This is a genomic window from Pseudoalteromonas sp. GB56 (assembly GCF_054923835.1).
Genome location: NZ_JBPCHK010000001.1, coordinates 2,380,786 through 2,400,826 on the forward strand (window position 1 = coordinate 2,380,786; position 20,041 = coordinate 2,400,826).

General features: G+C 44.8%; 16 protein-coding genes, 5 tRNA genes and 2 pseudogenes. 5 read left to right on the plus strand and 18 right to left on the minus strand.

All coding sequences use genetic code 11. The annotated features are described in order from the left end of the window. Positions 1–219 precede the first annotated feature (219 nt). The 10 genes and pseudogenes from hupB to ACH19P_RS11230 all read right to left on the minus strand — a co-directional run bounded on the left by hupB (position 220) and on the right by ACH19P_RS11230 (position 7,567). A pseudogene (gene hupB / locus ACH19P_RS11185) lies at positions 220–493 on the minus strand (nucleoid-associated protein HU-beta). A gap of 218 nt (positions 494–711) precedes the next feature. Next, entirely contained in the window at positions 712–3,078 is a 2,367-nt protein-coding gene (gene lon, locus ACH19P_RS11190; protein WP_462158623.1) for an endopeptidase La, read from the minus strand. Between the two features lie 156 nt (positions 3,079–3,234). After that, complete coding sequence (gene clpX / locus ACH19P_RS11195; RefSeq protein ID WP_462158624.1) at positions 3,235–4,518, minus strand: ATP-dependent protease ATP-binding subunit ClpX; 1,284 nt, start codon at positions 4,516–4,518, stop codon at positions 3,235–3,237. 122 nt (positions 4,519–4,640) lie between these two features. Continuing rightward, positions 4,641–5,258 (minus strand): ATP-dependent Clp endopeptidase proteolytic subunit ClpP, encoded by a 618-nt coding sequence (clpP, locus tag ACH19P_RS11200; RefSeq protein WP_347389107.1) that lies wholly within the window; start codon positions 5,256–5,258, stop codon positions 4,641–4,643. A 104-nt stretch (positions 5,259–5,362) separates the two neighbouring features. Continuing rightward, positions 5,363–6,667, minus strand: a complete 1,305-nt coding sequence (gene tig, locus ACH19P_RS11205; RefSeq protein ID WP_462158625.1) for a trigger factor — start codon at positions 6,665–6,667, stop codon at positions 5,363–5,365. A gap of 402 nt (positions 6,668–7,069) precedes the next feature. Next, positions 7,070–7,146 (minus strand) — tRNA-Pro (locus tag ACH19P_RS11210). Between the two features lie 33 nt (positions 7,147–7,179). Further along, positions 7,180–7,256 (minus strand) — tRNA-Pro (locus tag ACH19P_RS11215). Positions 7,257–7,277: 21 nt separating this feature from the next. Next, a tRNA-His gene (locus tag ACH19P_RS11220) sits at positions 7,278–7,353 on the minus strand. 8 nt (positions 7,354–7,361) lie between these two features. Next, positions 7,362–7,438 (minus strand) — tRNA-Arg (locus ACH19P_RS11225). A 52-nt stretch (positions 7,439–7,490) separates the two neighbouring features. After that, positions 7,491–7,567, minus strand: a tRNA-Pro gene (locus ACH19P_RS11230). 363 nt (positions 7,568–7,930) lie between these two features. On the opposite strand from ACH19P_RS11230, the gene folD reads away from it, so the two are divergent. After that, positions 7,931–8,785, plus strand: a complete 855-nt coding sequence (gene folD, locus ACH19P_RS11235; protein WP_462158626.1) for a bifunctional methylenetetrahydrofolate dehydrogenase/methenyltetrahydrofolate cyclohydrolase FolD — start codon at positions 7,931–7,933, stop codon at positions 8,783–8,785. A 68-nt stretch (positions 8,786–8,853) separates the two neighbouring features. Here folD and cysS read toward each other — a convergent pair whose 3' ends face one another. Next, positions 8,854–10,233: a cysteine--tRNA ligase gene (cysS, locus tag ACH19P_RS11240; RefSeq protein WP_462158627.1), complete on the minus strand. Its 1,380-nt coding sequence runs from the start codon at positions 10,231–10,233 to the stop codon at positions 8,854–8,856. Between the two features lie 190 nt (positions 10,234–10,423). Between cysS and ACH19P_RS11245 the strand changes: the two genes are divergently transcribed. From ACH19P_RS11245 to ACH19P_RS11255, 3 genes are read left to right on the plus strand one after another with little or no spacing between them, the layout of a single operon-like run. Beyond that, complete coding sequence (locus ACH19P_RS11245; RefSeq protein ID WP_462158628.1) at positions 10,424–10,915, plus strand: peptidylprolyl isomerase; 492 nt, start codon at positions 10,424–10,426, stop codon at positions 10,913–10,915. Positions 10,916–10,961: 46 nt separating this feature from the next. Beyond that, entirely contained in the window at positions 10,962–11,720 is a 759-nt protein-coding gene (locus ACH19P_RS11250) for a UDP-2,3-diacylglucosamine diphosphatase (protein ID WP_462158629.1), read from the plus strand. Between the two features lie 42 nt (positions 11,721–11,762). Next, positions 11,763–12,578: a substrate-binding periplasmic protein gene (locus ACH19P_RS11255; RefSeq protein WP_462158630.1), complete on the plus strand. Its 816-nt coding sequence runs from the start codon at positions 11,763–11,765 to the stop codon at positions 12,576–12,578. On the opposite strand, the gene miaE is transcribed toward ACH19P_RS11255, so the two are convergent. Next, a complete protein-coding gene (gene miaE, locus ACH19P_RS11260) occupies positions 12,542–13,354 on the minus strand; it encodes a tRNA isopentenyl-2-thiomethyl-A-37 hydroxylase MiaE (protein ID WP_462158631.1) in 813 nt (270 codons plus the stop codon). The two genes, ACH19P_RS11255 and miaE, sit on opposite strands and share 37 nt — an antisense overlap. A 121-nt stretch (positions 13,355–13,475) precedes the next feature. Here miaE and ACH19P_RS11265 point away from each other — a divergent pair, with 121 nt between their 5' ends. Beyond that, positions 13,476–14,075 (plus strand): Yip1 family protein, encoded by a 600-nt coding sequence (locus ACH19P_RS11265; protein WP_462158632.1) that lies wholly within the window; start codon positions 13,476–13,478, stop codon positions 14,073–14,075. Between the two features lie 58 nt (positions 14,076–14,133). On the opposite strand, the gene purF is transcribed toward ACH19P_RS11265, so the two are convergent. The 6 genes and pseudogenes from purF to truA form a co-directional block, all read right to left on the minus strand. After that, positions 14,134–15,648: an amidophosphoribosyltransferase gene (gene purF / locus ACH19P_RS11270; protein ID WP_462158633.1), complete on the minus strand. Its 1,515-nt coding sequence runs from the start codon at positions 15,646–15,648 to the stop codon at positions 14,134–14,136. Positions 15,649–15,665: 17 nt separating this feature from the next. Continuing rightward, positions 15,666–16,160, minus strand: a complete 495-nt coding sequence (locus ACH19P_RS11275) for a CvpA family protein (RefSeq protein WP_347389098.1) — start codon at positions 16,158–16,160, stop codon at positions 15,666–15,668. Positions 16,161–16,220: 60 nt separating this feature from the next. After that, positions 16,221–16,871 (minus strand): SPOR domain-containing protein, encoded by a 651-nt coding sequence (locus ACH19P_RS11280; protein ID WP_462158634.1) that lies wholly within the window; start codon positions 16,869–16,871, stop codon positions 16,221–16,223. 11 nt (positions 16,872–16,882) lie between these two features. Continuing rightward, positions 16,883–18,142 carry a bifunctional tetrahydrofolate synthase/dihydrofolate synthase gene (folC, locus tag ACH19P_RS11285; RefSeq protein WP_462158635.1) on the minus strand — a complete coding sequence of 420 codons (1,260 nt, stop codon included), beginning with the start codon at positions 18,140–18,142 and terminating at the stop codon, positions 16,883–16,885. Between the two features lie 27 nt (positions 18,143–18,169). After that, positions 18,170–19,044: pseudogene (accD, locus tag ACH19P_RS11290) on the minus strand (acetyl-CoA carboxylase, carboxyltransferase subunit beta). Positions 19,045–19,218: 174 nt separating this feature from the next. Then, on the minus strand, positions 19,219–20,007 hold the full coding sequence (truA, locus tag ACH19P_RS11295; RefSeq protein ID WP_462158636.1) for a tRNA pseudouridine(38-40) synthase TruA: 789 nt from the start codon (positions 20,005–20,007) through the stop codon (positions 19,219–19,221). Positions 20,008–20,041: the final 34 nt, after the last annotated feature.

Below are 20,041 nucleotides of genomic sequence, written 5' to 3' on the forward strand. Positions count from 1 at the left end.
CTACATGAGAAATTACTCACACCGTTAGCGCTTTGTTCAGCACGCTAGATTGGTTAAATATGTAAGTCGATTGGTATTATTAGTACCCCCTTCACTTTTGCCTAATTATTCGTTGTGCATAAAAGTGAAGGATATAAAAAAAGCGTATCTTAGCAGATACGCTTTTTCACTTGAAGCGATTGCGTGCAATACACACAAATCGCTACCAAGCGTCGCAAATTAATTAACTGCGTCTTTAAGCGCTTTACCTGCTTTGAACGAAGGAATCGTTGCAGCAGCAATTTGGATCTCTTCGCCAGTTTGTGGGTTACGGCCAGTGCGCGCTGCGCGCTCACGTACAGAAAAAGTACCGAAACCAACTAGGGCAACTGAATCGCCATCTTTAAGTGCAGTTGATACTGACTCAATGAATGAATCCAACGCACGACCCGCAGCCGCTTTAGAAATATCAGCATTCGCTGCGATTTTGATCAATCAATTGAGACTTATTCACAATATCATCCCCTTACATTGTTATTATTCAGAGCGATTCACCATTTACGTGTGTTTACAATCTGGCGTGATCACTTTGTTATTAAATTTAGAAAAAATAGACACTTTTCTAAAACCTAAATCGTCTTGAAACCTAGGCCCTGCAAGGCCTAGGCTCAATTCCAGTGCTTAACTTATCACACCCGAGTGATTTGAAAAGCCCTTTACGATAAATTTTTGCTATTTTGACTCACTTTTTGAGCTATCGACGCTAAAACGCTCTATTGGCTGGGCTAACGCGATGTCTAGCACATCATCAATCCACTGAACTGGATGAATTGATAAGCCTTCAAGAACATTTTCAGGTATCTCTTTTAGGTCACGCTCATTCTTCATTGGAATAATAACCGTTTTGATACCACCGCGGTGAGCCGCAAGTAATTTCTCTTTCAAGCCACCAATTGGTAGTACTTCTCCGCGCAGCGTGATTTCACCTGTCATAGCAACATCCGAGCGTACAGGGTTGCCCGTTAAGCTAGAAACCAAGGCTGTTACCATCGCAATACCGGCACTTGGACCATCTTTTGGCGTCGCACCTTCTGGTACGTGTACATGAATATCGCGCTTTTCATGGAAATCATCGTTAATTCGTAGCTTTTCTGTACGGTCACGAACAACCGTCATTGCCGCCTGAATTGACTCTTTCATGACATCGCCCAATGAGCCTGTGTAACTTAGCTTGCCTTTACCTGGCACCGCTGAAGACTCGATGGTCAATAGATCGCCACCGACTTCCGTCCATGCCAAACCGGTCACTTGGCCAATGCGATCGTCTCCTTCAGCTTTACCGAAGTCATAGCGTTGAACACCCAAGTACTCTTCAAGATTCGACTCATCGATAACAACATGCTGTAGCTTTTTATCAAGCAAAATGTTCTTAACGGCTTTACGGCATAACTTTGAGATTTCACGCTCTAAACCACGTACACCTGCTTCACGGGTGTAAAAACGGATAATGCCAATAATCGCACTATCATCGATGGTAATTTCCTTATCTTTTAGGCCATTACGCTTAGTTTGCTTTGGAATTAGGTGTTGTTTCGCGATGTTCAGCTTCTCGTCTTCGGTGTAACCCGATAAACGAATCACTTCCATGCGGTCCAAAAGTGGACCTGGAATATTAAAGCTGTTCGACGTCGCTACAAACATGACGTCTGACAAATCATAATCCACTTCAAGATAATGATCCGCAAACGTACTATTTTGCTCAGGGTCTAACACCTCAAGTAAGGCAGACGCAGGATCACCACGCATATCCGATGACATCTTGTCGATTTCATCTAACAAGAATAATGGGTTACGCACGCCTACTTTGGTCATATTCTGAATTAGTTTACCTGGCATAGAGCCAATGTAAGTACGACGGTGACCTCGGATTTCAGCTTCATCTCGCACGCCACCAAGTGCCATACGCACATACTTACGGCCTGTGGCTCGCGCTATGCTCTGACCGAGTGATGTTTTACCCACGCCTGGCGGACCAACAAGGCACAAAATTGGGCCTTTAAGCTTATTGATTCGATGTTGCACCGCTAGGTACTCAATAATGCGATCTTTGACCTTCTCCAGACCATAATGGTCAGAGTCTAAAATCTTTTGCGCACCTGCTAGGTCTTTTTTGACTTTGGACTTTTTCTTCCAAGGTACATTAGTCATGGTGTCGATATAAGAACGAACAACCGTCGCTTCTGCAGACATCGGCGACATCATCTTAAGCTTTTTAAGCTCAGCCATCGCCTTTTCTTGCGCTTCGCTCGGCATGCCCGCTTCTGAGATTTTCTTTTGCAGACCTTCGAATTCATCAGGCACATCATCAAGCTCACCGAGCTCCTTTTGAATGGCCTTCATTTGTTCGTTTAGGTAATACTCGCGCTGAGATTTCTCCATTTGCTTCTTAACGCGCGCACGGATTTTCTTCTCAACTTGTAGCAAGTCAATCTCGCCTTCCATCATCGCCATGAGGAATTCAAGACGCTCTGTCACATCACTGATCTCAAGCACCTTTTGCTTTTCAGGCACCTTAATAGGCATATGTGCTGCCATCGTATCAGCGAGTCGCGCTGGCTCTTCTATGCCAGAGACAGAAGTCAGCACTTCTGGTGGAATTTTCTTGTTAAGTTTTACATAACCTTCAAATTGGCTGACTGCGCTGCGAATAAAGATATCGTGTTCGCGCTCGTCGATATCATTCGATGGAATGTATTCCACCTCAGCAACAAAGAAGTCGTCTTCTTGGGTGTATTTTTCGATTCGAGCACGCTGCGTACCTTCGACGAGCACTTTAACGGTGCCGTCAGGCAGCTTGAGAAGTTGTAACACACTCGCCACTGTACCTACGTCGTAGATTTCGTCGCTATTTGGGTCATCCACTGAAGCATCTTTTTGCGCTACGAGGAAAATTTGTTTGTCTTTATCCATCGCTGCCTCAAGACAGCGAATTGATTTCTCACGTCCAACAAACAAAGGGATCACCATATGTGGGTAAACCACGACATCCCTAAGTGCCAGTACTGGAATTTCAACGCGATCCGTTCTTTCAAGCGTCATGCTAACTCTCTTCGGACTTCTTAAAATTTAAAGATTACCCAAGTATATGGGGATTGGCAGGGCAAAGTTCAACAAATTTATAAAAAAAGGAGCCTAATGCTCCTTTTTATTTTTATTCGCTTACTTTTTATACTATTTCATTGATATGAAACGCTATTATTCGGAAGCTGCTTTATCTTGATTGGTGTTCTCATAGATAAGAATAGGATCTGATTCACCTTTAATCACGGTTTCATCAATCACTACTTTGCTGACATCTTCCATTGAAGGTAATTCGTACATAGTGTCTAACAATACACCTTCAACAATTGAACGTAAGCCACGAGCACCCGTTTTACGCTCCATTGCCTTGTGAGCAATCGCTTTGAGCGCGTCTTCGCGGAACTCTAATTCCACATCTTCCATCTCAAACAATGCTGCGAACTGCTTAGTTAACGCATTCTTAGGCTCGTCCAAGATTTGGATCAAGGCATCTTCATCCAACTCAGTTAACGTTGCCACAACAGGAAGACGGCCAATGAACTCCGGAATAAGACCGTATTTCACCAAATCTTCTGGCTCTACATCTTTAAATGTTTCGCTCAGGCTGCGTTCTGACTCAGATGACTTAACATCAGCACCAAAACCAATACCTGTATTTTTCGTGCTGCGCTGCTCTATTACTTTATCTAAGCCGGCAAATGCACCACCACAGATAAATAGAATTTTTGAAGTGTCAACTTGCAAGAACTCTTGCTGCGGATGCTTACGACCACCTTGAGGTGGAACAGATGCAACAGTACCTTCAATTAACTTCAGCAATGCCTGCTGCACACCTTCACCAGATACGTCACGGGTGATTGATGGGTTATCAGACTTACGCGAGATCTTGTCGATTTCATCGATATAAACAATACCGCGCTGTGCTTTTTCAACGTCGTAATCGCACTTTTGTAGCAATTTTTGGATGATGTTCTCAACATCCTCGCCCACATAACCAGCCTCGGTTAGTGTCGTTGCATCAGCCATAGTGAACGGTACGTCGAGCAAGCGTGCCATCGTCTCAGCCAGTAATGTTTTACCACTACCCGTTGGGCCAATAAGCAAAATGTTACTCTTACCAAGTTCTACGCCATCGCTAGAACCTGCGTTACGTAAACGCTTATAGTGGTTATAAACAGCGACCGAAAGTACCTTCTTCGCGTGTTCTTGACCAATAACATAATCATCTAGGTGGCTACGGATTTCCTTTGGAACTGGCAACTTATCAGATGCATTTGCCTTAGGAGCGATATCCTTTATTTCTTCCCTGATGATGTCGTTACATAAGTCGACACACTCATCGCAAATATAGACCGATGGGCCTGCGATTAGCTTACGTACTTCGTGCTGAGACTTACCACAAAACGAGCAATACAGCAGTTTGCTTGTCTTTTCGCCGTCTGTTGGTTTATCAGACATTCAGCTACCTCATTCTTTGCGCTACGAACTTTATAACATTGTAGCAAATGGACTTCTTAAACAAATATACCAAAGTTCACGGCATTATGCCGCTTCGATGGGATAAAAGAGTAACGCTGAGATTACTTAGCGTTACGTCTATCAAATACTGAGTCGACTAGACCGTACTCTACTGCCGCATGCGCGTTCATAAAGTTATCACGATCTGTATCTCGAGAGATCACATCTAATGGCTGACCTGTATGTTCGGCCATCAGTCTATTTAGTTTATCTTTAATAGACAGAATTTCTTTAGCATGAATTTCAAAATCAGATGCCTGACCTTGGAATCCACCTAATGGCTGGTGAATCATTACACGCGAGTTTGGCAAACAATGGCGCTTACCTTTCGCACCACCAGATAATAAAAATGCACCCATGCTTGCAGCTTGACCTACGCACAATGTGCTTACATCAGGTTTGATGAAATTCATCGTGTCATAAATTGACATACCTGCAGTCACAGAACCGCCTGGTGAGTTGATGTACAGGTGGATGTCTTTTTCTGGATTTTCTGATTCTAAAAACAATAATTGTGCGACGATCAAATTGGCCATTTGGTCTTCAACCTGGCCAGTTAAAAAAATGATTCGCTCTTTAAGAAGACGAGAGAAGATGTCGTAAGAACGCTCACCCTTAGCGGTTTGTTCTACTACCATCGGGACTAATGCGTTAAGCGGATCTGTCATACCATTATTCATTATTACTTGATTCCTTAGTGACCGACACAAACTAAAATGGCTCGGTGCTTTGCGAACAAAGCATACGAGCCATTTAAACGTTGCTTGTAACTTAAGTCAACGACTTATTGAGCCGCCTGCGGGTTCATAATGTCGTCAAACGCAGTTTCAACGTCAGTTACTTTCGCTTTCTCAACGATTGCATCAACTGCTTGCTCTTCTAGAGCAACGTTACGCATTTGTTGCATAAGCTGTTCGTTAGACTTGTAGTATTCAACTACTTCACTTGGATCTTCGTAAGCAGAAGCCATAGTTTCGATTAGCTCTTCAACTTTCGCATCGTCAGACTTGATGTCGCCAGACTTGATTACTTCACCTAGAAGAAGACCTGTTTTAACGCGCTTAACTGCTTGCTCGTGGAAAAGCTCTGCAGGTAGCTCAGGCATGTTTTGTGCGTTGCCGCCAAAACGCTGTGCTGCTTGCTGACGTAGTGCATCAATTTCTTGGTCGATAAGTGCTTTTGGTACGTCGATTTCGTTTTGAGCTAGAAGACCGTCAATAGCTTGAGCCTTCACTTTCGCTTTAACAGCTTGAGCAAGTTCGCGGCTCATGTTCTTTTTAACTTCTTCTTTAAGAGCGTCAACACCGCCTTCAGTAATACCGAATAGTGTTGCGAACTCTTCGTTTAGTTCAGGAAGCTCTTGAACTTCTACTTTCTTCACTGTGATAGTGAATTGAGCAGCTTTACCTTTTAGGTTTTCTGCGTGGTACTCTTCTGGGAAAGTCACGTCAGCAACAACTTCTTCGCCCGCTTTTTTGCCAACGATGTTGTCTTCGAAGCCTGGGATCATACGACCTTGGCCAAGCTCTAATGGGAAGTTTTCAGCTTTACCGCCTTCAAACTCTTCACCGTCGATAGTACCAACGAAGTCGATAGTTACACGTGAATTGTCAGCAGCTGCTTCTTCAGTTTCAGCCCATGAAGCGTGTTGCTTACGAAGAGTTTCAAGCATGTTAGCTAGGTCTTCGTCTTTTACTTCAACAACCGGTTGCTCAACTTCGATGCTCTCAAGACCGTTAAGCTCGATCTCAGGATATACTTCGAAAGTTGCTTCGAATTCTAGGTCTTTACCAGCTTCAAGTGACTTAGGAGCGAACGTTGGCGCGCCTGCTGGGTTGATTTTCTCAGCGATGATAGCGTCGATGTAGTTACGCTGCATAAGGTCACCAGCAACTTCTTGAAGTACAGCTGGGCCAAAGCGCTTTTGAATGATAGAAACAGGAACTTTACCCGGACGGAAACCGTCAATACGCTGTGTTTTAGACAGTTGTTGTAAGCGTTTTTTTACTTCGGTCTCAACGTTCGCTGAAGGAACAGTGATAGTCAGACGGCGCTCAAGGCCTTGAGTCGTCTCAACAGAAACTTGCATGATTTACCTCAATCTTCAAATGTGGCGGCGTTGCGCCTTCCTTACATACATGGCGATCGTTTATCTTGGCCAATCACATTCTTCGGCAAATTGCCTAGGTGATGACGGGGCGATCCCTATGCCTGCACTGCCCTATGGGCACTTATGTTTAACAATAGACGCGGCATTATAACCTAATATTTATAAGAGTCGAGAGCGCAGGCCAATAAAATAGCGGATGAGGAGGATTTACGAGTGCAACTGCTTAGTTTCAACTCACTTGGAGTTAAACTCGGTCAATTTGCATACGTTTATGTAAACAACGGCTTAAGAAAAATTGACTGCATCAATGCAATGTGACTGTGGTATTCAGGTGAATTTTTTTAACGTTGGGACGAAGCGTTTTGCTTCTGTGTAGAGAGATGGTCGGCGATGCAGGATTTGAACCTGCGACCCCTTGGACCCAAACCAAGTGCGCTACCAAACTGCGCTAATCGCCGATAATCTAATTGTGTTTTCTACCAGGTAAAGGATGGTCGGCGATGCAGGATTTGAACCTGCGACCCCTTGGACCCAAACCAAGTGCGCTACCAAACTGCGCTAATCGCCGATATATATACCGGTAGAAAAATGGGGCGACTGACGAGACTTGAACTCGCGACAACCGGAATCACAATCCAGGGCTCTACCAACTGAGCTACAGCCGCCACTATAATGGCGCACCCGGAAGGATTCGAACCTTCGACCGACGGCTTAGAAGGCCGTTGCTCTATCCGACTGAGCTACGGGCGCGGTGCAACGAATACTTCTTCGTGTGCAAACCAAGTGACACTTTCAGAGAAAGTGGTCGGCGATGCAGGATTTGAACCTGCGACCCCTTGGACCCAAACCAAGTGCGCTACCAAACTGCGCTAATCGCCGATACTTGTTTTGTCTGAGGTTTCGAACTCGACCCCTCGTTGACAACGGGGTGCATAATAGTGATTTGACCTGATGACGTCAAACACTTTTTTCACGCAAAGTGTGCGTTTGCTCATTTTTAACACGCTTTGTATAAGATTTGTTATTTTTGGTCGATATTTTATCAATTTAGCCTATAAAACAGTGCTTTCATTTATTACACAGCTTGGCTAGGAAGCGCTTTTCTGCGAAAATATCGGCCATGTTCTTTTGCGGTCACCCCTTTTAAATCCCGCAAAGAATAATAGTAAGTATTTCGTTCTAATATATGTGTAGCTATTTAGCGCCCCCTAAATGCACACAACCCCAATTTAAAGGTTACTCATGACGGCAAACATCATTGATGGCAAGGCGATTGCGAAACAAGTTCGTACGCAGGTTGCACAACGCGTTGCAGAGCGCAAAGAACAAGGGCTTCGTGCTCCAGGTTTAGCAGTTGTGCTGGTAGGCCAAGACCCTGCAAGCCAAGTCTATGTTGGTTCAAAGCGTAAAGCGTGTGAAGAAGTGGGCTTTGTCTCTAAGTCGTTCGACCTTCCTGGCGATACCAGTGAAGAACAACTTCTTGATTTGGTAGATCAACTTAACGCCGACCCAGAAATTGATGGTATTTTGGTGCAACTACCTTTACCCGAAGGCTTAAACGCAGAGAAAGTACTCGAGCGCATCACCCCTCATAAGGATGTTGATGGTTTCCATCCTTATAACATTGGCCGCCTTGCACAACGTATGCCTGCCCTTCGCCCGTGTACGCCAAAAGGCATCATCACATTGTTAGATTCAACTGGCGTACGCTATAAAGGAATGCACGCTGTCGTAGTAGGTGCATCAAACATTGTTGGTCGTCCAATGTCGCTTGAATTGCTTCTTGCTGGTTGTACAACAACAGTTTGTCACAAGTTCACTCAAGATTTAGAGGCGCACGTGCGCCGCGCTGATTTAGTTGTTGTCGCTGTAGGTAAACCAGAGTTTATTCCAGGTGAGTGGATTAAAGAAGGTGCCTTGGTTATTGATGTAGGTATCAACCGTCTAGACAGCGGCAAACTTGTAGGTGACGTTGCCTACGACGTCGCGAGCCAACGCGCAAGCTTTATTACACCTGTTCCGGGCGGTGTTGGCCCGATGACTGTGGCGAGCCTAATTGAGAATACACTTGAAGCGTGTGAAAACTTCCACAGCTAGTAGTTAGATAACCAAGACATAAAAAAAGCCAGCTTGACCGCTGGCTTTTTTATTGCGAGACGTAAGGCTTAAGCCTTACGCCATGTTGTTTTTCCTGCACTGTCTTCAAGGATAACCCCTAAAGCATTAAGCGCATCGCGGGCTTCGTCAGCTGCAGCCCAATCTTTACTTTCGCGCGCAACACGACGCTTTTCGATGAGTGCTTCAATTTGTGCTGCTTCATCATCGTCCTGTTCACCTTGTAAGAATGATGCTGGATCTTGTTGTGCGATTCCCAATACTTCTGCCAGTTTTACAAGAATATAGGCGTGTTGACCCGCTGCGTGAGCATCTTCACCTTTAAGACGATTTACTTCCTTCGACAGCTCAAATAACACAGGTAGTGCTTCTGGTGTGTTGAAGTCGTCATTCATTGCCGACTCAAAACGCTTTGCGTACTCGTTCTCTTTCAGTTCCACTTCAACAAGCTCTACATCACGCAGTGACGTGTAGATGCGCTCCAACGAAGAACGAGCTTGCTCCAAGTTTTCTTGTGAATAGTTCAATTGGCTACGATAGTGACCATTGATTAAGAAGTAACGTACGGTTTCACGGTCGAACGCCTTTAACACTTCACGCACTGTGAAGAAGTTACCTAAAGACTTAGACATTTTTTCTTTATTCACCTGAACCATGCCAGTATGAATCCACGTCTTCACATAACGACCATTATTGGCACAGCATGATTGGGCAATTTCATTTTCGTGATGCGGGAACTGCAAATCAGAACCACCGCCGTGAATATCAAAATATTCACCTAAGTGCTTCGAGCTCATCGCAGAACATTCTATGTGCCAACCTGGACGACCATCACCCCAAGGCGAAGACCAGCTGGGCTCACCTGCTTTGGCCTTTTTCCACAGTACGAAATCAAGCGGATCATCTTTACCTGCGGCTACTTCAACACGCGCACCCGCTTGCAGCATTTCCAAATCTTGTTGTGACAACGCACCGTATTCTTTAAAGGTCGATACGTCGAATAGTACGTCCCCACTTTGAGCAACATACGCATGCTCTTTGGCAATCAAACGCTCAATCATGGCGATAATATCGTCCATGTGACCCGTTACTGTCGGCTCAATGTCAGCGTCAAGAATATTCAAAGCGCGAAAATCTTCGTGCATTGCCGCCGTCATGCGCTCAGTTAGCGCATTAATTGGCTCGTTGTTTTCGTTTGCACGATTAATAATTTTATCGTCGACATCCGTGATATTACGCACGTAAGTTACGTCGTATCCAAGGTAACGAAGATAACGATTCATGACATCGAAAGACACGTATGTGCGCGCATGGCCTACGTGACAATAATCATAAATGGTGATCCCACACACATACATGTCCACTTTATTCGCATTTAATGGCTCAAAGTGTTCTTTTTGACGTGAAAGTGTGTTGTATATTTGCAACATTACCAAGGGATCCTATCTGTTTTGTTAATCGCGCTATCTTACCATCGCCCTGCACAACTCGCCACATGGAGCGCACTGAAAAGCGACAAAAATAAACAGCTTGAAAGGCTTTGAACCGTGCTCGCGCATTGAGAGTTTTGAGGTGCTGAGATAAAATAGTCTCTTCACCTTATTAGATTAGAGATTCATCATGGTTGTATTAGAAACCAATTTCGGCACCATCAAACTAAATATGTTTGAAGCCGAAGCACCAAAGACAGTTGCAAACTTCCTTAACTACGCTAAGTCTGGCTTTTACGATGGCACTATTTTCCACCGTGTTATCGACGGCTTTATGATCCAAGGTGGTGGCTTTGCTTCAGGTATGGACCAAAAGTCTGTACAGGACTCAATTGAAAACGAAGCAAACAACGGCCTTAGCAACAAAAAAGGCACTGTGGCAATGGCTCGTACGCCGGATCCACACTCAGCTACAGCCCAATTCTTCATCAATGTTAACGACAATGACTTCCTAAACTTTACGAGCGAAACATCGCAAGGTTGGGGTTACTGTGTATTCGCTGAAGTCGCTGAAGGCATGGACGTTGTTGAGAAAATCAAAGGCGTTGCAACTGGCTCAGCTGGTTTCCATCAAGATGTACCACTTGAAGAAGTGGTAATTACAAAAGTTACCGTAGAGTAATTTGTATCAGCGCGGCTTAGCCGCGCTTTTACTTTTTAAGGCCCTCATGAGACGCACACTGTTTATTTCCGACTTGCACTTAAGCGCAACACAGCCCGAGATCACCGCTGAATTTTTTGAATTCCTCGACACTCAACTAAGCGAAGAGGTTGACGCACTTTATATCCTCGGCGATTTTTTTGAAGTCTGGGTCGGTGATGATGCCAACGACCCCCTGAGCGATGACATTGCGGCACGTTTAAAATCAATCTCAGGCTGTGGCATCAAGGTCTACTTTATTCATGGCAATCGCGATTTTTTGGTAGGCAAAAAGTACGCAGAGCAAGCGGGAATGACGTTATTACCAGAGCAAACCGTAATCGACCTCTATGGGACACCGACACTGCTGTTGCATGGTGATGAGATGTGTACTCAAGATGTTGAGTATCAAAAGTTCCGCAAAAAGTCCCGAGGTTGGTGGTGGCCGCGCTTGATGCTGTCCATGCCACTGTGGTATCGGCGCCGTGTAGCGCGCAAGGCTCGCATCAAAAGTAAGATGAGCCAACAAAAAAAACGGGCTGAAATTCTTGATGTAGAACCCAGCTCAGTTGACAAAACCTTTGCTGTGCATAAAGTCCGATTAATGATCCATGGTCATACGCACCGCCCAGCGATTCATTGCCACGGCGCAAATACACGCATTGTTTTAGGGGATTGGTACTCGCAAGCTTCCTACATTATCGCTACAGAACAAAGTATTTCACTGCACTATGCAAATGAAATAAAAGAATTTTGTCCTCCACACCCTTCCTCACACGATCAATAGACTATACTCGAAGGCAAATCTAGCCAACAAAGAGGTGTAGATTTGCTCTCTCGCTACTTATATTTCTTCCTTGTTATTGTGTTACTAAGCGCATCTGTAAAAGCGCATGAACGTGTGCGCATCGTGACTGAGCCTTTTCCGCCCTACTTCGCTCCAGAGCTGCCCCAAAATGGCTGGCTTGCTCATGTTGTCCATGAAGCTTTTAGTCTTGAAGACATAGACACGAGTGTCGATTTTACACTATGGACTCGCGCCTTAAAAAACAGCAAGCGATATAAAAATGTGGGTTTACTTGGGAGCTACAAGACCCCATCGAGAGTCGGCAGCTATTACTTCAGTTGCGAGATAGCAACAACCGCCACGGGTCTTTATCACCATCGTAACAGTCACACAAACTTCACAGGAAATTTAGCCTTACTAGAGAACAACATTATTGTGACCGGACGAGGGTATGCAATAGACACACAAACATTGAAGAAGCTTAAAACCAAAGTCCTCGAAGTACCTGAGATTTCAAAGGCACTTGAATTACTCGCTAATCGTCGTGTCGATTGGGTGTTAGGTGCAAAAGAAGTGACAGACTTTTACATCAAGCAGTCAGACTATGGGGATTTGTTACTTTTTGACCCACCAGAGATAGAAAAAAATTCGTTGCATTTAGCGTTCAGCCGCAATTTCAAAGAAAACCAAGCGCTGCTCCGGCACTTCCATTTGGGGCTAAAGACGCTCATTTCATCTGGCAGAATCAATGAGATCCTCTCCCTTCATGGAATGGATGAGCTGCAGCAGCAAGAGTATATTCAGCGGCTGCAGCAAACACTTTATGAATCAGGAAACTGTGATGGTTTACCTGAGTGAAACTTAAAGTCATCGTCGTTTGAAGCAATAAGCTGTGCCTCAACGTCACCAAAAAAACTGATCCGCTCGGAGATATCTTCACCCGCAATTTCTTCCGCCAACGTCAGATAGTCTTGGTAATGACGCGCTTCTGAACGCAGTAAGGAAACGTAGAATTCGCCTAAACGGGCATCAACATGCGGTGCAAGCATGGCAAAACGCTCACATGAACGGGCCTCTATGTACGCACCACAAATTAACTTATCAATGAGTGCTTGTGGTTCATAGGTGCGAACGTGGCGCAGTAGCCCTTTCGCATATCGACTTGACGTGATTTTATCGTATTCAATTCCCGATTCCTGCATGATTTCGAGCACTTGATAGAAGTGATGGAGTTCTTCTTTGATCAGCAGCACCATTTTACCAATCAAATCTTGGCCGTAGGGTGCGCTTGATTTTGGGATCATCGATTTATTTAAACGGTTGTAATCAGCTAGCTCTTGCCAATCACCGACTTGTCGATAAGTAAAATCTTCATAGGGCTTGAGCCATTGTAATAGCGCTTCACCACTTTGCTCATCGACCGCATAACGACGAATTAGAAACATGGCACTTTGCGCGGCTTTAAGCTCGCAAATTAAGTGATCGGTCAAAATAATACGTAAGTTTTCTGGCTTTTTAGCTTCTTCGACCCATTCTGTGGGCGTTTCACATCGTAAAAAATCGTTAATGGGAGCCAGTAGTTGCTGATACTTCTCTAGCATAAATTCGGATAAAACGTTGAGTAATGCTGTCATTTTACCACATTCGTCGGGTTTCGGGACTTTCTTGACAAAACTCACGCTCTGAACGATACATAAATAAGTGCTGGTGAAAAATAATACAGCCAAAACAACCAGTTTAATTAAGGGGCACACTATGATCCTAAATCACTTATGGGGCTTATACGCTCATCCAGTTGAAGAGTGGCAAACGATTGATAATCGTCACGAAAGCTTGTTATACAGCTTGTCTCACATCCTTCTTATCGCATTGATTCCTAGCGCAATGGGTTATTATTCTGCGGTACACTTAGGATGGAGTATTGGCACGGGCGATCCCGTTTATCTCACGCACGATAGCGCGGTTATGATTGGCGTGGCTATGTACGCGGCACTGATAGTCGGTGTATTTGCACTTGCTTATTTAGCACATTGGATGGCAAAAACATTTGGTGCTGAACCGACGTTCACCCAAACACTTGAGCTCGCAGCTTATACGTCAACACCTGTTTTTATGGCAGCATTCGCAGCATTTTATCCAACACTTTGGTTCATCGTATGTGTTGGTTTAGTAGCACTCAGCTATTCAGTTTATTTGCTCTACACAGGCGTGCCTATCTTAATGCATATTCCGCACGAGCGCGGCTTTATCTATGCTAGTTCAGTGGTGACATGTGGCTTAGTCTTGTTAGTAATAATTCTGGCTGCTACTGCCATTCTTTGGACTAATGGAATTGTATCTCCTGTATTCAGTTAACGTTTTCGACTGAACATTAAAAAAGGCCGCGTATGCGGCCTTTTTCTTAAGCGAGTGCTTAATCGTCTTGGTTATGGATTTCCAAGTTTGCAGACATTGCCTTTTCACGACCTGATTTTGCAGAGTCGTTACGCAACTCATCGATACGATTTAAGTACGCTTGATTGATGTCACCGGTTACATAGTTACCATCAAATACAGATGTTTCGAAGCGAGTGATCTCAGGATTTTCCTGTGATACTGCGTCGACTAAATCATCAAGTGATTGGTAGATAAGACCGTTTGCACCGATGCTTGCGTTGATATCTTCAACTTCACGGCCGTGGGCAATAAGCTCAGCAGCAGAAGGCATATCAATACCGTATACGTTAGGGAAACGTACTTCCGGTGCAGCAGATGCGAAGTATACATTTTTAGCACCCGCTTCACGCGCCATCTCTACGATTTGTGCAGACGTTGTACCACGTACAATTGAGTCATCTACTAACAATACGTTCTTACCTTTAAACTCACGCGCAATCGCATTGAGTTTACGGCGTACCGACTTCTTGCGAAGCTCTTGGCCTGGCATGATAAACGTACGACCGATGTAACGGTTTTTCACAAAGCCTTGGCGGTAAGGCAAGTCTAAAACTGAGGCAATCTCTAGCGCGATATCGCATGAAGTCTCAGGAATAGGAATAACAACGTCGATATCTTTGTCAGCCCACTCACGTTTGATCTTCTCACCTAACTTGGTGCCCATGTTTACACGCGTTGCGTACACAGACATGTTGTCAATCGTTGAATCTGGGCGAGCGAAGTACACAAACTCGAACAAACATGGGTTGTATACTGACTTGTCTGCGCACAGTTTCGAGAACAACTGACCATCTTCAGTTACATAGATTGCTTCGCCTGGGGCTACATCACGAATTACTTCAAAACCGTCCGTATCAAGCGCGACACTCTCCGAAGAGAACATGTATTCTGTGCCCTTTTCAGTTTCTCGCTTACCAAAGATAAGAGGACGAATACCGTGCGGGTCACGAAACGCAACCATACCGTGACCAATGATCATGGCAAGCGTCGCATAACCGCCGATTACTTTAGAATTTACTTCAGAAATTGCAGCGAAAATATCTTCTGGATCAAGGCGCATTTTGCCTGATTTGCACAGCTCGTGAGCGACAACATTAAGAAGAATTTCTGAATCAGAAGTTGTATTTACGTGGCGACGAGCCTCAGTAAATAATTGTTCCTTTAATTGCTCAGCATTGGTCAAGTTACCATTGTGCGCCATGGCAATACCAAATGGCGAGTTCACGTAGAAAGGCTGAGCTTCTGCTGAACTTGACGTTCCTGCGGTTGGGTAGCGTACATGGCCGAGGCCAATATTGCCCTGCAGACGTTTCATGTGTCTTGTATGGAATACATCCTTAACAAGACCATTTGCCTTACGCAGACTGAAGGTACTATCTTCAATAGTTATAATACCTGCCGCGTCTTGGCCGCGGTGTTGCAAAACAGTTAAGCCATCATACAACGCTTGATTGACAGGCGATGTTCCGACTATACCAACGATACCACACATTAATTTTTCCTCGCCGATTAACGGTTAGCTGAATTTAAAAAGCTTGAGTTGCTTTCAAGGTAGTCGAAGAACCACTCGATAACAAAGCCAAATTCAGGGATTAGTCGAGATGCGCTCCACCAGTTTGTATTTGGGGCTCCGGTAAAGGCATCCAGAAAGAAAAGAATAGCGCTCACGACCAACACGCCACGAAGTGCACCGAACACAATACCAAAGAGGCGATCGGTGCCTGACAAACCAGTACGTTCCACTAGTTCACCAAGGATATAATTTAGCAATCCACCCAATAACAGCGTAGAGAAGAAGAGTATGGCTATCGCTGCTGCATTTCTTAAAAGGGGTTCTGAAATGTTCGTGAGGTAGGAAGCTAAATAAGGGTAAAAGATACTGGATACAAAAAACGCGGCGGCCCAAACGGCCAGTGACATAGACTCTTTAATAAAGCCTCGCACCAAGCCAATAATGGTAGACAGTGCAATAATGCCGGCAATGGCGTAATCAACCCAGATCATAATAACCACTAGTCGTTAGTTTGGGGCGCATTCTATCGGAGCGAGGCATTAATTGCCAGATCATTTTGTTACTTGAAACTGAGTAACACGGCCTTTTAAATTAGTGAGCTTTTGCAGCTGGGGCAATTGTTGCTCTAACTTTGCCTTATCCAGTTCTGGGCCGACCAACACTTTAGTTAACGTGCCGTTTGGCGTCTTTACCGCACGGGTAAAGACATTAAAACCGTTGTCTTTAAGCTTTTTCGTCAGCGCATCTACACTGCCTTGGCGAGAAAACGCCCCTAATTGCACAACATACGCCATTTGCGTCAGATTACTCTGAGCAGGACGCTCGAGAGGTTCCGAAGGAGTGAGAGTTGAAACCGTGACAGTTTCTTCACCAGATGCATCTTGTGCGCTTTGCTCATTTGACGCGGTAGCAGTGGTTGCTTGAGATTGTTCATCATTGGACTCAGGCGTTTTTGCGGTCAGTTGATCATCATCTGCATTGAGTTCTTCTACCACGGCATCAGCAGGCAGTTTGGCTTCGTCTGCTTTTTGCGACAAAGCCTCTTGAAGGTCAATAGACTTAAACTCAGGGCGCTCGGGTATTGCTTTAAAGCCCTCTTTGTAGCGCACTTTGTCGCCATCAAGAATATTGGGGATAAAAACAATAGCAGCGACTACCACGATGGTGGTACCAACTAAGCGATTTACAAACCCTGAGTTCACTTTTTAAGCCCTTAACTATCAAAAAATGTGATTGCTTCTGCAACAGTGTAAAACGATCCGAATATAATCAAAAGGTTTTGCTCACAAAGTTGTGGTAAAACCGTTGAAATTGCATCGCCAACACAATCATAAGTACCACTTACAGACACGTAAGGCTGCAACGTTTTTGCTAACTGTTGTGCCTGTGTACCTCGAGGATTGTCCAATGTCGCAACGTGCCAGAAATCTACGGCCTGTTGCATTGCGGTCACCACATCTTTGTGTTCTTTGTCTGCCAGCATGCCAACGACTGCATGAATAGTAAACCCTTGTTCCTTAAACGCATTTAAACGCTTGGCTAAAAAGCGAGCGGACTCCCTATTGTGTGCGACATCCGTGTAAACCAAAGGCTCTTCACTGAGTTTTTGGAAGCGCCCTTGTACACTTAAACTTTTTAAAGCATCAGCAATAACAGTGGCATCGGGTAACAAATCCAACTTATACAATACACTTAATGCAGTTGCGGCGTTTTGTGCAGGAATAGCAGGTTGCGCGAAACACAAATCGTAATCGGCCATCTTCCAGCTAAAGGTAAGTGCATCTTCGTTAAAATGAAAATCGCGTTTTGACAAACATAAGTCAGCATTAATCTCTTCACCGTAGTCAATCACGGTATGCGGAATGTCTAAATCACCCACAACTGCGGGAACGCCTTTACGGAAAATACCCGCTTTGTCGTAACCAACGAGTTCACGTGTATCACCTAAGTATTCTTTGTGGTCCAAATCAACAGTGGTAATCACACTAGCAATCGGCGAAACAATATTGGTCGCGTCATAACGCCCGCCTAACCCGACTTCCAGCAGCACATAATCTACGTCAATGCGTTTAAAAATAGCCAGTGCACCCAGAGTACCGTATTCAAAGTAAGTCAGCGCCGTATCACCACGGCCTTGGTCAAGCTCGTAAAACGCGTCAACGTGGTATTGATCGTCTAATTCAGCACCGTTTATACGCACACGCTCGTTATATCGAATAAGGTGTGGTGATGCATAGGTGCCCACGGTAAAACCTTGAGCCAATAATAGCTTCTCAAGACACTGTGCTGTGGTGCCTTTACCATTGGTCCCTGCGATAAGGATAATCTTGCTGCGAGTTTGTAGTAAACCGACCTGCTGCGCGACCTTTTGTACGCGCTCAAGGCCCATTTCAATGTTGGCAGGATGAAGTTGCTCTAAATAACAAAGCCAATCATCTAAGCTAGACGATTGGCTCGGTTTTAAATCTGACATAGGTAAGTTTCTAGATTGCCGAGAAATTTACGCTACTCTATGCTCTTGTTCCGTAGAAGGCAAGTTCATTAGCTTGGCAACTAAGCGAGCTAAAGTGTCACGCATTTCACGACGGTCAACGATCATGTCGATGGCGCCGTGCTCCAGTAAGAACTCACTGCGTTGGAAACCATCTGGTAACGTTTCACGTACCGTTTGCTCAATAACACGTGGGCCTGCAAAACCAATTAGTGCTTTTGGTTCAGCAACGTTAACGTCACCTAGCATCGCTAATGAGGCAGATACACCACCCATGGTTGGGTCTGTCAGTACTGAGATGAAAGGCAAGCCTTTGTCACTCATTTTAGCCAGTGCAGCACTTGTTTTTGCCATTTGCATCAAAGACATAAGTGCTTCTTGCATACGTGCACCGCCCGATGCAGAGAAACAGATAAGTGGCATGTTGTGTTCTAAACACATATTCACTGCTTCAACGAAACGCGCACCTACGACCGACCCCATTGAACCGCCCATGTACGCGAATTCAAATGACACAGCTGCTACTGGAATACCTTTCAATTGGCCTTTCATAGCAACAAGGGCGTCTTTCTCACCACTGCTCTTTTGTGCAGCACTGATGCGATCTGAATACTTTTTAGAGTCTTTAAATTTCAGCACATCTTTTGGTTCGAATTGTGCGCCTAACTCCGTACGACCTGCATCATCTAGGAATAGCTCCAAACGCTTACGCGCTGTGATACGCATGTGGTGGTCACACTTCGGACATACATTCATCGCTTTTTCTAGCTCAGCCTTATAAAGGATGGCATCGCATGATGTACATTTAGCCCATACACCCTCAGGAATTTCTTTCTTGCCTGAAGATTTAGTCGTTTTTGGTAAGATCTTTCTAACCAGCTCATTTGCAACTCTCTTAATGCTTGTTAGTAGCGGGGTAACTCAGCACCCCAAAATTAGCCGATAAATTAGCACAATTAAAACATGAATTTAGTTGCTTAGATATAAAAAACTGGTCGGCGTAGTCTAATACGGCAACCAGTCTCATTATTATGCGAACCAACTAGGGAGTATTTACTTTAGTTGTTAGGTAGGAATAAAGGTCCAAGCGGCGTTGAGGGAATTTGCCATTTCTCAGGATAATCAACATCGACCAGGTATAAGCCATTCGGTTTAGCTGTTGCACTGGCCTGCGTTCTATCTTTAATTTGCAGTAGATGTTGCATCCAATCTGGCTCTTGCTCACCGACACCGATATCGATTAAACAGCCTGTTATGTTACGTACCATGTGATGGAGAAACGCATTGGCTTTAATATCAATCACGATGTAATCGCCTACTCGCTCAACATTGAGATGGTGAATATTGCGAAACGGGGTATTTGATTGGCAGTGTACAGCTCTGAACGAGGTGAAATCTTGCTCGCCTAACATATAGTGACAGGCGGCATTCATGCGCTTTTCATCTAAAGGATGGTGGTAATGAGTCACGCCCGAGCGCAAAATACCTGGGCGATAAGGGTGATTATAAATTACGTAACGATAACGTCTTGCCGTTGCACTGAAGCGAGCATGAAACTCGTCATCCGTCTGCATCGCATAACGTACAGCAATGTCATCGGGAAGCTGTGAGTTCATGCCGAGTGTAAATGCGCCCATGTCGCGCTCAGCATGAGTATCAAAATGCACAACCTGACCTGTTGCGTGTACACCCGCATCCGTTCTTCCTGCGCACGTGATGTCCACAGGGTGATTGCAGATTCGAGATAAGGCTGTTTCGATTTCTTGCTGGATACTACTGACGTGAGATTGACGCTGCCATCCACTGTAGCGAGCTCCGTTGTATTCAATTCCTAAAGCGACGCGCATTGACTTACTGTATTGCTGAAAATTTCCGGCATTT

What these genes read in the sequence shown, in the direction of transcription:
- lon (WP_462158623.1), bottom strand. Translation starts at nt 3,078, where the DNA reads ATGACGCTTGAAAGAACGGATCGCGTTGAAATTCCAGTACTGGCACTT.
- clpX (WP_462158624.1), bottom strand. Translation starts at nt 4,518, where the DNA reads ATGTCTGATAAACCAACAGACGGCGAAAAGACAAGCAAACTGCTGTAT.
- clpP (WP_347389107.1), bottom strand. Translation starts at nt 5,258, where the DNA reads ATGAATAATGGTATGACAGATCCGCTTAACGCATTAGTCCCGATGGTA.
- tig (WP_462158625.1), bottom strand. Translation starts at nt 6,667, where the DNA reads ATGCAAGTTTCTGTTGAGACGACTCAAGGCCTTGAGCGCCGTCTGACT.
- folD (WP_462158626.1), top strand. Translation starts at nt 7,931, where the DNA reads ATGACGGCAAACATCATTGATGGCAAGGCGATTGCGAAACAAGTTCGT.
- cysS (WP_462158627.1), bottom strand. Translation starts at nt 10,233, where the DNA reads ATGTTGCAAATATACAACACACTTTCACGTCAAAAAGAACACTTTGAG.
- ACH19P_RS11245 (WP_462158628.1), top strand. Translation starts at nt 10,424, where the DNA reads ATGGTTGTATTAGAAACCAATTTCGGCACCATCAAACTAAATATGTTT.
- ACH19P_RS11250 (WP_462158629.1), top strand. Translation starts at nt 10,962, where the DNA reads ATGAGACGCACACTGTTTATTTCCGACTTGCACTTAAGCGCAACACAG.
- miaE (WP_462158631.1), bottom strand. Translation starts at nt 13,354, where the DNA reads ATGACAGCATTACTCAACGTTTTATCCGAATTTATGCTAGAGAAGTAT.
- ACH19P_RS11265 (WP_462158632.1), top strand. Translation starts at nt 13,476, where the DNA reads ATGATCCTAAATCACTTATGGGGCTTATACGCTCATCCAGTTGAAGAG.
- purF (WP_462158633.1), bottom strand. Translation starts at nt 15,648, where the DNA reads ATGTGTGGTATCGTTGGTATAGTCGGAACATCGCCTGTCAATCAAGCG.
- ACH19P_RS11275 (WP_347389098.1), bottom strand. Translation starts at nt 16,160, where the DNA reads ATGATCTGGGTTGATTACGCCATTGCCGGCATTATTGCACTGTCTACC.
- folC (WP_462158635.1), bottom strand. Translation starts at nt 18,142, where the DNA reads ATGTCAGATTTAAAACCGAGCCAATCGTCTAGCTTAGATGATTGGCTT.
- truA (WP_462158636.1), bottom strand. Translation starts at nt 20,007, where the DNA reads ATGCGCGTCGCTTTAGGAATTGAATACAACGGAGCTCGCTACAGTGGA.